This is a genomic window from Corynebacterium nuruki S6-4, from assembly GCF_007970465.1.
GTDB lineage: Bacteria > Actinomycetota > Actinomycetes > Mycobacteriales > Mycobacteriaceae > Corynebacterium > Corynebacterium nuruki.
In genome coordinates this window covers 957,922-969,874 of the sequence record NZ_CP042429.1, presented here as the reverse complement: position 1 = coordinate 969,874, position 11,953 = coordinate 957,922, and the positions used below count along the sequence as shown (strand labels likewise).

11 protein-coding genes are annotated in these 11,953 nt (G+C 70.8%); 9 read left to right on the top strand and 2 right to left on the bottom strand.

Translation table 11 applies throughout. The features are described from left to right. The first annotated feature begins 13 nt into the window (after positions 1-13). A complete protein-coding gene (locus FSW06_RS04380) occupies positions 14-205 on the top strand; it encodes a hypothetical protein (protein WP_010122342.1) in 192 nt (63 codons plus the stop codon). 229 nt (positions 206-434) lie between these two features. On the opposite strand, the gene panB is transcribed toward FSW06_RS04380, so the two are convergent. Next, on the bottom strand, positions 435-1,271 hold the full coding sequence (gene panB, locus FSW06_RS04375; protein ID WP_010122341.1) for a 3-methyl-2-oxobutanoate hydroxymethyltransferase: 837 nt from the start codon (positions 1,269-1,271) through the stop codon (positions 435-437). Positions 1,272-1,383: 112 nt separating this feature from the next. Here panB and glnA point away from each other — a divergent pair, with 112 nt between their 5' ends. The 8 genes from glnA to FSW06_RS04335 all read left to right on the top strand — a co-directional run bounded on the left by glnA (position 1,384) and on the right by FSW06_RS04335 (position 10,610). Further along, the gene (gene glnA, locus FSW06_RS04370; RefSeq protein ID WP_010122340.1) at positions 1,384-2,727 is read left to right on the top strand and encodes a type I glutamate--ammonia ligase; all 1,344 of its coding nucleotides are present in this window, start codon (positions 1,384-1,386) and stop codon (positions 2,725-2,727) included. After that, positions 2,727-5,846, top strand: a complete 3,120-nt coding sequence (locus FSW06_RS04365; protein WP_010122339.1) for a bifunctional [glutamine synthetase] adenylyltransferase/[glutamine synthetase]-adenylyl-L-tyrosine phosphorylase — start codon at positions 2,727-2,729, stop codon at positions 5,844-5,846. The genes glnA and FSW06_RS04365 overlap by 1 nt, the downstream gene beginning before the upstream one ends. An 18-nt stretch (positions 5,847-5,864) precedes the next feature. Next, entirely contained in the window at positions 5,865-6,917 is a 1,053-nt protein-coding gene (locus tag FSW06_RS04360) for a FecCD family ABC transporter permease (protein ID WP_010122338.1), read from the top strand. Further along, on the top strand, positions 6,914-7,741 hold the full coding sequence (locus tag FSW06_RS04355) for a heme ABC transporter ATP-binding protein (RefSeq protein ID WP_010122337.1): 828 nt from the start codon (positions 6,914-6,916) through the stop codon (positions 7,739-7,741). Before FSW06_RS04360 ends, FSW06_RS04355 begins: the two co-directional genes overlap by 4 nt. Positions 7,742-7,976: 235 nt before the next feature. Beyond that, entirely contained in the window at positions 7,977-8,633 is a 657-nt protein-coding gene (locus tag FSW06_RS04350; RefSeq protein WP_010122335.1) for a biliverdin-producing heme oxygenase, read from the top strand. 47 nt (positions 8,634-8,680) lie between these two features. After that, positions 8,681-9,373, top strand: a complete 693-nt coding sequence (locus FSW06_RS04345) for a hypothetical protein (protein WP_010122333.1) — start codon at positions 8,681-8,683, stop codon at positions 9,371-9,373. 23 nt (positions 9,374-9,396) lie between these two features. Next, complete coding sequence (locus tag FSW06_RS04340) at positions 9,397-9,855, top strand: NUDIX hydrolase (RefSeq protein ID WP_029450223.1); 459 nt, start codon at positions 9,397-9,399, stop codon at positions 9,853-9,855. Then, positions 9,843-10,610 carry a fructosamine kinase family protein gene (locus FSW06_RS04335; protein WP_010122329.1) on the top strand — a complete coding sequence of 256 codons (768 nt, stop codon included), beginning with the start codon at positions 9,843-9,845 and terminating at the stop codon, positions 10,608-10,610. The genes FSW06_RS04340 and FSW06_RS04335 overlap by 13 nt, the downstream gene beginning before the upstream one ends. Here the strand turns inward: FSW06_RS04335 and FSW06_RS04330 are convergent. Next, positions 10,562-11,950, bottom strand: a complete 1,389-nt coding sequence (locus FSW06_RS04330; RefSeq protein ID WP_193345963.1) for a hypothetical protein — start codon at positions 11,948-11,950, stop codon at positions 10,562-10,564. The genes FSW06_RS04335 and FSW06_RS04330 overlap by 49 nt on opposite strands. Positions 11,951-11,953 lie beyond the last annotated feature (3 nt).

The window sequence follows — 11,953 nt, the reverse complement described above, 5'->3', positions numbered from 1 at the left end:
TACACTCGGCGGCATGAGCGACAACAGCGACAACAGCGGAAACGGCGCCTGGTACTTCGACACATCCACCGGGGAGGTCAGCCGGGGCAAGACCACCGGCTGGGACAACCGGATGGGCCCCTACGACACCGAAGCGGCGGCACGTGCCGCCCTCGAGACCGCGCGGGCACGCACCGCCGCCGCCGACGAGTGGGACGAGGACTGACAGCCGTCGGCCCCGGTCCCGTCACGCGGTCCCGCCCCTGACCCCGGCGCTGCCCTCTCCCTGACCCGCCCCTGACCCCGATGTCCGTGGGACGAACCGACGGGCCGTTTTTCCTGTCCCGGAACGGCACCCGGGTTCGTGAACCCGACCGCTCCGGGACGCGACCGACCTCCCGGTCCGTAAAACCGACACCCACGGGGACGTTCACGACCTCCCCGGGGCAGGACGCCTAGAAGCAGTGCTCCGCCGCGGGGAAGGTCCCCTCGGCGACCTCCCGCTTGTAGGAGGACGCGGCGGTGGTGAGGTCCGCGCCGACCTGCGCCCACTGCTTGGCGAACTTCGGCCGGTGACCGTCGGCTGGCAACGCCGCCAGGTCATGCCACACGAGCACCTGGGCGTCGGTCTCCGGGCCGGCGCCGATACCGATCGTGGGGATGTCGACCGCGGCGGTCGCCTCGGCGGCCACGGCGGCGGGCACCATCTCGAGCACGACCATCGATGCCCCGGCCTCCGCGATGGCCCGGACATCGGCGAGCAGCTGGTCGGCGGCGTCCCCCCGACCCTGCACCTTGAACCCGGACAGGGCGTTGACCGACTGGGGGGTGAACCCGATGTGCGCGCACACCGGGATACCGGCGGTGACGAGGGCACGGATCCGCGGGGCGATGCGCACCCCGCCCTCGATCTTGACCATCGCCGCACCGGAGCGGCGCATCATCTCGGCCGCGGAGACCACGGCCTGTTCGTCCGAGGCCTCGTAGGTGCCGAACGGCAGGTCGGCGATGACGAGGGCATTGCCGGCACCGCGGACCACGGCGGCGGCCAGGTAGACCATCTCGTCGAGACTGACCTGCTGGGTCTGTCCGTAACCGAAGACGACGTTGGCCGCCGAATCACCGACGAGGAGGCACTCCACACCCCCCTGGGCGAACGCCCGGGCGGTGGAGTAGTCGTAGGCGGTGAGCATGGCCCACTTCTCGCCGGTGCCTTTCTTCTTCTGCAGGTCGGCGATGCGGACCTGGCGGGTCGGGACGAGGTAACCGGTGGAGGGGGAGTTGTCTGCCATGGCAGGATATTGTGCCACTCCCGGCGGCCCGGTGTTAACGGCTTGTAACAACAAGGGGGATATCCGCTCTCGGGCACCCCCCGGACAGGTGGCGGCGGATACGATGGTCGCCATGAGTCGTCAACAGGAATTCGTCCTCCGCACGCTGGAGGAGCGGGACATCCGTTTCGTCCGCCTCTGGTTCACCGACATCCAGGGTTACCTGAAGTCCGTGGCGGTGGCGCCTGCGGAGCTCGAGGGCGCGTTCGAGGAGGGGATCGGCTTCGACGGATCCTCCATCGAGGGGTTCTCCAGGATCGTCGAGTCGGACACGATCGCCCGCCCCGACCCGTCCACGTTCCAGATTCTCCCGCTCAACGACAGTGAGGGGGACACGAACCTCACCGCGCGGATGTTCTGCGACATCGCCATGCCCGACGGGGAACCGAGCTGGGCGGACCCGCGCCAGGTGCTGCGGCGCCAACTCAACCGGGCGGCCGACGAGGGCTTCACCGCCTACGTCCACCCCGAGGTCGAGTTTTTCCTGCTGCAGAAGGAGAACGACGCGGACGGGCGTCCCGTCCCCTCCGACACCGGCGGCTACTTCGACCAGGCCGTCACCGACGCGGCCCCGGCGTTCCGGCAGGACGCGATCACCGCGCTGGAGTCGATGGGCATCTCCGTCGAGTTCTCCCACCACGAGGCCGCCCCCGGGCAGCAGGAGATCGACCTGCGCTTCGCGGACGCCCTGTCGATGTCGGACAACATCATGAGCTTCCGCTACATCATCAAGCAGGTGGCCAAGCGCAACGGTGTGCGCGCCACGTTCATGCCGAAGCCCTTCCGCGACTACGCGGGATCGGCGATGCACACCCACATGTCGCTGTTCGAGGGGGAGACCAACGCCTTCCACGACCCCGACGACGAGTACTTCCTGTCCCCGACCGCGAAGTCCTTCATCGCCGGCATCCTGGAGCACGCCCCGGAGATCTCCGCGGTGACCAATCAGTGGGTCAACTCCTACAAGCGGGTGACCAGCGGGGCGGAGGCGCCGACCTCGGCGACCTGGGGGGCGTCCAACCGTTCCGCCCTGGTCCGGGTCCCGATGTACACCGTCAACAAGCCGGCCTCGCGCCGGGTCGAGGTGCGCAGCCCGGACTCGGGCGCGAACCCGTACCTGGCCAACGCGGTGCTGCTCGCCGCCGGTCTGAAGGGCATCCGGGAGGGCTATGAGCTCATGCCGCCGGCGGAGGACAACATCGCCACGATGACGCGCCGGGAGCGCATGGCGATGGGCTACAAGGACCTGCCCACGGACCTTGACCTGGCGCTGCACGCGATGGAGAAGTCCGAACTGGTGGCGGACGCGCTCGGTGAGCACGTCTTCGAGTTCTTCCTCCGCAACAAGTGGCGGGAGTGGAAGGAGTACCAGGCCCAGGTCACGCCCTGGGAGCTCGCCCACAACCTGGAGTTCTGATGGTCCAGCCGAGGACCACCCGGCGCAGTGTGCCCTCCGCGGCGTCGCTGGGGCTGTCCCGGCCGCACGCGGCCGCCGATCTGGCGGCGCTGGGCTGGGACAATGAGGAGCATCTCGATCTGCTGTGGACCCTGGCGGCGACCGGTGACCCGGACCGGGCACTGATCACCGTCGTCCGCCTCGTGGAGAATCTGCGGGCCGGGGAGACGGCGGGGACGGTCGACCCGGCGGCAGGTGTCGACCCGCTGCTGACGGCCCTGCGCGATGACGTGGTGTTCCGGGTGCGGCTGCTCGCCCTGTTCGGGGCGTCCTCGCTGCTGGGCGACCATGTCGTCGCCTCGCCGGAGGTCTGGCCGGAACTGCGTGGGGCGATGCCGGGGCGCGACGAGCTGATGGCGACGATGCTCGCCTCGGTCGGCGCGGAGCGGGCGCCGGGGCCCCACGCGGAGGATTCGCTGCTGTACCGGGCCACGGTCACCGGCACCGCCGCCGACCGTGCGATGCGCGACGCCTACCGCACCCTGCTGGCCCGCATCGCCGCCATCGACCTCGCCGGGACCTTCGTGCCCTGGACGTCGACCCACGATGTGGCGGGCGCCCCGGAGCCGGAACCCACCGACTTCGTCACCGTCACCGCACGACTGTCGGACGCCGCGGACGCGGCCCTGACCACCGCCCTCGCAGTGGCGGTCGCCACCGTCTTCCCGGACGGGCCGGTGGAGGCGAAGCTGTCGGTGCTGGCGATGGGCAAGTGCGGCGCCCGGGAACTCAACTACATCTCCGATGTGGACGTCATCTTCGTCGCCGAACCCGCCGACGCCTCGACGACCCGGCTGGCCGGCGAATTCATCAACATCGGCTGCCGGAACTTCTTCGAGGTCGACGCGGCGCTGCGTCCGGAGGGGCGCCACGGCGCCCTGGTCCGCACCCTCGACTCCCACCTGACCTACTACCGGCGGTGGGCCTCGACCTGGGAGTTCCAGGCCCTGCTCAAGGCCCGCCCGATGACCGGCGACCTCGATCTGGGGCGGGACTACGTCGCCGGCGTGGCGCCGATGGTGTGGTCGGCGGCGGAGCGGGAGGACTTCGTCCCGGACGTGCAGGCCATGCGCCGCCGTGTCATCGAGAACGTGCCGGAGGACCTGCAGTCCCGCGAGCTGAAGCTGGGGCCCGGGGGACTGCGGGACGTGGAGTTCGCCGTCCAGCTGCTCCAGCTCGTGCACGGCCGGGTGGACGAGAGCCTCCGGGTCCGGTCGACCGTCGACGCACTCCACGCCCTGGTCGCCGGTGGTTACGTCGGCCGCACCGACGGGCACACCCTCATCACCTGCTACAGCTTCATGCGGCTGCTGGAACACCGGATGCAGCTGCGGCACCTGCGGCGCACCCACACCCTGCCGCCCGAAGACGATGTCGCCGCGCGGACCTGGCTGGGGCGCACGGCCGGGATCCGCGCCGAGGCCAACCATTCGGTCGCCGAGGAACTCTCGGTCAAGGCCCGGCAGGTCGGCCACCAGATCCGCCAGCTGCACACCAAACTGTTCTACCGGCCGCTGCTGGACTCGGTTGTCGCCGTCCCGGTCGAGGCACTGCGGATGACCCCGGAGGCGGCGGAACGCCAGATCGCCGCCCTCGGCTACCGGAACCCCGACCGGGCGATGGACCACCTCACCGCACTGGCCTCGGGCAGTACCCGCAAGGACCGTATCCAGGCGATGATCCTGCCGTCGCTGATGGACTGGCTGGCCGGCACCGTCGATCCGGACGCCGGACTGCTGGCCTACCGCAAACTCTCGGACGCGGCCGTGGCCAAGTCCTGGTTCCTGCGGCTGCTGCGCGACGAGAACATCGTCGGGCAGCGCCTCATGCAGATCCTCGGCACCTCGCCGTACATCGCGGACCTGCTCATCGCCGCACCGGATGCGGTGACCATGCTCTCCGACGGGGCGTCCGGCCCGAAACTGCTGGAGAAGGACGCCTCGGTGCTCAGCCACTCCCTGGTGGCCGCCGCGTCCCGCCACGACGACCCCGACAAGGGGATCGCCGTGGCACGGTCGCTGCGCCGCACCGAACTGGCCCGCATCGCCTCCGCCGACCTGCTCGGCATGATGGACGTGCCGGAGGTGTGCCGGTCGCTGTCCCTGGTGTGGAACGCCGTCCTCGAAGCGGCGCTGCAGGCCGAGACCCGCGCCTGGGAGGACACCCACCGGCGCAACGCCCCCGCGGTGGTCACCGTCATCGGCATGGGACGCCTGGGCGGCGCGGAGCTGAGCTACCGCTCGGACGCCGACGTCCTCTTCGTCTGCGAGCCGGACCCCGACGACCCCGAGTTCGACGAGAACGCGGCGGTCGCCTGGGCGGTCGGTGTGTGCGACCGGCTGCGGGGCCGGCTGGCGAAACCCTCGCAGGACCCGCCGCTGGAGGTCGACGTCAACCTGCGTCCGGAGGGACGCAGCGGCCCCACGGTCCGCACCCTGGACTCGTACCACAGCTACTACGCACGCTGGGGGGAGACCTGGGAGTACCAGGCCCTGCTGCGGGCGACCTGGATCGCCGGCGACAAGGACCTCGGCATCCGGTTCCTCCACATGGTCGACGAGTTCCGCTACCCGGAGCAGGGGGCGGACGAGAAGACCGTGCGGGAGGTCCGCCGGATGAAGGCGCGGGTCGACGCGGAACGGCTGCCCCGCGGCGCCGACCGCAACACCCACACCAAACTGGGACGCGGCGCCCTCACCGACATCGAATGGACCGTCCAGCTGCTCACGATGCAGCACGCCCACGAGATCGGGACCCTGCACAACACCTCCACCCTCGAGGTGCTCGAGGCGATCCGGACGGCGGGACTGCTCTCCGAGTACGACACCCAGATCCTCCGGGACGCCTGGCTCACCGCGACCCGCGCCCGCAACGCCCTGGTGCTCGTCAAGGCCAAGCGGCCCGACCAGCTGCCGGACCCCGGCCCGCAGCTGGCGCACGTCGCCGCGGCGGCGGACTGGGATCCGGAGGATTCGCAGGGCTTCCTCGACGACTACCTGAAGAAGACCCGACGGGCGCGCCGGGTCATCGACCGGGTGTTCTGGGGTGAGGAGGTCGTGGACGCCCTCTACGACGAGTAAGGGTAAACTCTCCGGACGATGAAAGCCTCAACCGACCGCCGCGGCGTCCTCGAGCACAGGACGTCGGTACGGTGGACGACCCTGGTGGTCCTGCTGGTCCTCCTCGTCGTCACCGTCGGGGTGAACCTCGTGCTCGGGCAGTACTCCCTGTCCCCGGGGGAAGTCTGGAACGCGCTGACCGCGGGCCCCGGCGACACCTCGGAGACCGGGGCGAACGTTCTCTGGCAGATCCGGTTGCCGCGCATCGTCCTCGGCCTGCTGGTCGGGGCGGCGCTGGCGGTCGCCGGAACGCTGCTGCAGGGCCTGTTCGGCAACCCGCTGACCGAACCGAGCGTCATCGGCGTCACCTCCGGCGCCGGAGTGGGGGCGGCGGCGGCGATCGTCTTCGGCCTCGACTTCCTCGGTGCGGCGACGACCCCGGTCCTCGCCTTCGCCGCCGGCATCCTCACGACGGTGCTGATCTACCGGCTGTCCTCGATGAACGGCGAGGTCCGGGTGCTCACCCTGATCCTCACCGGTATCGCGGTCAACGCGGTGGCCGGGGCGGCGATCTCCTTCCTGGTCTTCCTCGCGCCGACCACGTCCCGGGAACAGATCATCTTCTGGCAGATGGGCTCGCTCAACGGGTCCCAGTGGAGCCAGGTCGGCATCGTCGTCATTCCGGTGGTGCTCTGCCTCGTGGCGTCCTGCGCCATCGCCGGACGCACGGACGTGCTGAGCCTGGGGGAGAAGGCCGCCGGCCACGCCGGAGTGAACGTGCCGCTGATGCGGTTCGCGATCATCGGCCTTTCGACGGCGCTGGCCGCGCTGGCGGTGAGTTTCGCCGGGATCATCGGCTTCGTCGGGCTCATCGTCCCGCACATCCTGCGGCAGGTGGTGGGTGCCTCGAACCGGTGGCTGGTGCCGCTGAGTGCGGTGGGCGGCGCGCTGCTGCTCGTGCTCGCCGACCTGGCGGCGCGGACGCTCATCGCGTTCGCGGACCTGCCGATCGGTATCTTCACCGCCCTTGTCGGCGGTCCGACATTCTTCGTCCTGCTGCGGCGGATGCTGAAGCGGGGAGGAACGGTATGAGCGGTATCAGTGGTGTGAGCGGTGGGAGTCTGAGCGGGGAGACGCTGCTCGAGGCGTCCGGCGCCGTCGTCGGTCTCGGCGGCCGCGAGATCCTGCACGGGGTGGACCTGGCGGTGCACGCCGGGGAGGTCGTCGGCCTCATCGGGCCGAACGGGGCCGGCAAGTCGACACTGCTGTCGGTGCTGTCCGGGGACACGGCGCCGTCCGCCGGGCGCGTCGACCTGCTCGGCGAGCCCTACACCGGCTACTCCGCCCGGGAGGCAGCGCGGGCGCGGGCCGTGATGCTGCAGGACCCGACCGTCGCCTTCGCCCACCTGGTGCGGGACGTCGTGCAGATGGGGCGGGCGGCCTGGCCGCGGGACCCGCAGGCCGACCGGCTGATCGTCGACGGCTGTCTCGAGGCGGTGGGGATGACGGAACTGCAGGACCGGGAGATCACCACGCTGTCCGGTGGTGAGCGTGCCCGGGTGGCGTTCGCCCGGGTGATGGCGCAGGGGGCGCGGTGCCTGCTGCTCGATGAGCCGACGGCCGCGATGGACATCGGTCACCAGGAGCGGACCATGGTCACCGCCCGCACGCTGGCGCACGAGACGGCGGCGGACGGGACCGGTCGGGGTGTGCTCGTCGTGCTCCACGACCTCAATCTCGCGGCGCGGTACTGCGACCGGCTGGCGCTGCTGTCGGCGGGGCGGGTCGTGGCGGTCGGGACGCCGCGGGAGGTCTGCACCGCCGAGCGGTTGTCCACGGTCTACGAGTGGCCGGTCAGTGTCAGCGACGTCGACGGGCAGCTGTGGATCCGGCCGACCCCGCACGCGGAGCCGTAGCGGGGCGGCAGCGGTTCCTGCGTTCTGGCAGCGGAAAACGTCGTTCACCACGGTGGTGAGCGACGTTTACCGCTGCCACTCTGACGTTACCGCTGCCATCCCGGCGGATCCGCTGCCACGCTGGCAGATCCGCTGCCGGTCGGCATCGCCAATCAACCTTTCGGATGATGTGGGGGACAGGGTTGCCTCAGTAACATCGGGAGACGCGACCACAGGACCGAGAGAAGGACCGACCGTGACCGGCACAACGACCACCACCCTTTCCGAGCAGCTCCGCGAGGAGACCCGCCAGGCTCATGACCGGGCCGAACACTCCACGTACATGGAACAGTTGCTCAACGGGGACCTGGACGCCGCCGCGTTCACTGCGCTGCAGGAGCAGGCCTACCTGTTCTATTCGGCGCTGGAGGACGCGGTCGCGGCCCTGGCGGGCGACTCCCGCCTGGACAGTGTCGACGACCGGGGTCTTGACCGTCGCGCGCGACTCGCCGCCGACCTGGCGGCCCTGGGCGGGACCGTCGACGCGGACCCGCTGCCGGAGACGGCGGCCTATGTCGCAGAACTGCAGCGCATCGCCCGGGACGGGGACGTCCCGGGGCTCGTCGCCCACCACTACACCCGCTACCTGGGTGATCTGGCGGGCGGCCAGGTGATCGGCCGGCTGATGGGACGCCACTACGGCGTGCCGTCGACCGGCCTGAACTTCTACGACTTCCCGGAGATCGGGAAGCCGAAGCCGTACCGCGACGGCTACCGCGCCCGGCTCGACGCCGCCGACTTCTCCGCGCCGGAGAAGGAACGGCTGCTCGCAGCGGCAGTGGAGGCCTTCGCCTTCAACTCCGGCGTCTTCGCCGGGCTCGAGCGGGACCGGGAGAACACCCGCCGCGACTGATTAGGGTAGGCTCACAGCATAGAATTTTCGGCGACAGTGGAAAGGCGATGACGCAGATGACGGTCGTGCCCGCAGACGAACCGCGACAGCCCCTCGCCCGGGAGACGACGGCCACCGTCGCCGCAGCCTCGGCCGCCGCCGTCGACTGCCTGCGACGGTCCACGGTGATCCGGCGGATGGCCGACGGCAGTCTGCCGTTCGCGGGCCGGGCCGCCTATCTCGAACAGCACTGGGAAGGCCTCCGCGTACTCCGCACAGCCCTGGCGGACCCGGCGTGCACCGGTGCCCCGACGGCCGGACTGCGCCGGATCCTCGCGGTGGTGACCGAACGATTCGCCACCACCCTGGACCGCGCCCATGCCACCGCCCGATGGCGGGACCGGCACGTGACCGTCCCCTCGACCCTGGAGTTCCGTCGGCATGTCGCGGAACTGCTCGCCGCCGGGGACACCGCCGCCCTCGTCGCCCACGTGCTGCTCAGGCTGGACTGCGCGGCCGTCTGCCTGCGGCCGGCGACCGCGGACACCACCGTGGACGCGCCGACGGACGGCCTCCGGGACATCGCCGGTGCCCTCGTCCACGACGAAGAGGGCCTCGAACGCCTCTCCGAGGAATTCAGCGCCGCCCTCATGCTCGTCCTCCAGCACGGTTCGGACATCTGCCGTGGCTACCAGGACCGCAACCCGGACGCCGAATGCATGGTGACGGTCTCGATGATCCGCGGCGCCCTCCAGCAGTGAGCCGGCCGGTCGTCGTCAGCGCGGTGGCGCTGCTGCGCGGACCGGCCACGGGGCGGGATGCGGCCCGCACCGACGTCTTCACGGTCCGGAAACGGGGGACCGCACTGTTCCAGTTCCCCGGCGGTAAACCCGAACCCGGGGAGACACCGGAGCAGACGGCCCGACGTGAGGTCGCCGAGGAGACGGGTCTGGACCTGTCCGACGTTCAGCTGCAGGACATGGGCGTCTTCCGGAGCCCTGCAGCCAACGAGCCCGGCCGCGACGTGCAGGCCAGAGTGTATGTCGTGTCCGTCGGGCAGGACACCGCCCCGGTGGTCGCCGCGGAGATCGAGGAAGGCCGCTGGTTTCCGCTGGACAGTACCGGCAGTGCTGACGGTGCTGATGGTGCTGACGGTGCCCCGGGTGCTCCGGCCCCTCCGTTAGCTCCGCTGATGTCCGAGGTGTTCCCGGTGCTCGCCGGACGGTTACGGTGGGTGAGGTGACACCGCAGACCTACATCAAGCACAATCCGGGACGCCCCGGCGACTGGGAGGTCGCCGGCCTGACCTGGCTGGCGGCCGCCGACGGTGGCGTGCCGGTCGTCGGGGTCCTCGACCGCCACGATGGCGACACGGTCCTGGAACGGGTGACCCCGACCGCACCCGACGCCGCGCACGCCGAGGAGTTCGGACGCCGCCTCGCCGCGACCCACCGGGCCGGTGCCCCCGCCTTCGGTGCCGGACCGGCCGATTGGAGCGGCAGCGGCTACCAGGGACCGAATGACAGTCTGCTCGAGCTGCCCCTCGCCCCGGCCACCGACTGGGGCACGTTTTTCGCGTCCTCGGTGATCGGACCACTGGCCCAGGTGGCGGCCGACCGGGGCCGCGCCGTGGCGGGGACGCCGCAGCTGTGCGCGCGGCTCACCGCGGGAGACTTCGACGACGACCTGCCACCGGCGCGGCTGCACGGCGACCTGTGGTCCGGAAATGTGCTGTGGAGCGCGGACGGGGTGGTCCTCATCGACCCGGCGGCCCACGGTGGCCACCCGCTCACCGACCTCGCGGGGCTCACCCTGTTCGGTGCCCCCTTCCTCGACCACATTCTCGGCGCCTACGCCGAGGTGGCGGAGCTGCCGACCCGGTGGCGCGAACTCCTCCCGCTGCACCGCCTGCACATGCTGTACCTGCATGCCGCGGTCTTCGGCGGCGGCTATGTCGCCGAGACCGGACGGGCGGTCGCGGAGGTGCTCGCACTCTGACCACGGCGTCCCGAGCGGCCCCGGGAACCCCGGCCGGCGGTGACGCACCACCACAGGCAGGTGACCGTGAGGACGAGGACCATGGCGTTGCGCAGCAGCAGCACCATCGTGGGGACGGGCGACGGCGGGACGGCGATGATCCAGTCGTACAGGGAGGGGTAGACGACGGTGGTCAGCGCCGCAGTCACGAGGAGTTCCACCGCGATGATGGACACGATCCGCCGCCGGTAGGCCAGGAGGGCCACCGCGGTCAGCGGGGCGATCCAGGTGAGGTACTGCGGGGAGAAGACTTTGTTCGTGACGATGACGAGCATGATCATCGCGGCACTGAACGCCAACGCCCGCTCCCGTGACCAGTCGTCGCGGATCAGCCGGGTCACCGCCCATCCGAGGGCGAAGAGGATCATGGCGGCCATCAGGACGGTGGACACGGTCGTGAGGGCCTCCACCCCGGGTCCCTCGATCTCGTAGCTCTTCGACGCGGCGTACCCGATGGACCACCGGCTGGTGCCCGCGGCGTCCGTCCCGGCGACGGCGGCGGCGACCATGGCAGGGGTGGCCAGGACAGATTCGGCCTGCAGGCCACGGTCGCTCTGGTAGGTCAACGGCGAGGTCAGCCGCTCCGGGCCGGCGAGGAGGACCACGAGGGCGCACAGCACGGCGAGCGCGGCGACGAAGGCGCCGACCCGCAGCCACGTCGACCGGCGGCGAAGCCCGCCGACAAGTCCGGCGGCCAGGACGCCCGGCCACAGTTTCATCATCGTCGCCACAGCGAGCAGTGCCGTCCCCGCCGTTCGCACCCGGGAGGACCCGGCGATGAGGCAGGCGGCGTACCACGCCACCGTCACACCGGGGAACAGGTCGAGCCGGGTGACGGCGATGGGGCCGGAGAACGCGATGAACCCCACCCAGAACCACGCGGCGGTCCGTGTCCCCCGTGCCCCCCGTGTCCCCCGTACCCCGGCGCCGTGACCGTGGCGGAGGGACCCCTCACTGAGGAGCCACCCGGTGAACAGGGCGGACAGCAGGACGCACAGGCCGATGAACACCGTGACGAACGTGTCCTGTCCGCCGCCGACGAGGTCGGTCACCGCGTTGACGAACACCGCCGGCCAGGTGCCGACCTCGGGGTACTCGGTCATGGCGTCCGTCACGGCTCCGGAGACCCCGCTGCGGTAGTAGTGCACGTCCCCGGTGGAGGTGTGACCCACGACGATCCAGACGACCGGGATCGCGTGGGCGACCAGCCAGACGAGCCAGAACAGCGGCAGCTGCGACTGTGCTGACTGCGCCGACCTGGCTGGCCGGGTCGACCGGGGGCTACGGCGGGGGAGAGTCACACC

Bases quoted from the DNA above. Each gene is read 5' to 3' on its own strand.
- FSW06_RS04345 (WP_010122333.1), top strand. From the start codon at position 8,681: ATGACGCAGATGACGGTCGTGCCCGCAGACGAACCGCGACAGCCCCTC.
- FSW06_RS04355 (WP_010122337.1), top strand. From the start codon at position 6,914: ATGAGCGGTATCAGTGGTGTGAGCGGTGGGAGTCTGAGCGGGGAGACG.
- panB (WP_010122341.1), bottom strand. From the start codon at position 1,271: ATGGCAGACAACTCCCCCTCCACCGGTTACCTCGTCCCGACCCGCCAG.
- glnA (WP_010122340.1), top strand. From the start codon at position 1,384: ATGAGTCGTCAACAGGAATTCGTCCTCCGCACGCTGGAGGAGCGGGAC.
- FSW06_RS04365 (WP_010122339.1), top strand. From the start codon at position 2,727: ATGGTCCAGCCGAGGACCACCCGGCGCAGTGTGCCCTCCGCGGCGTCG.
- FSW06_RS04360 (WP_010122338.1), top strand. From the start codon at position 5,865: ATGAAAGCCTCAACCGACCGCCGCGGCGTCCTCGAGCACAGGACGTCG.
- FSW06_RS04380 (WP_010122342.1), top strand. From the start codon at position 14: ATGAGCGACAACAGCGACAACAGCGGAAACGGCGCCTGGTACTTCGAC.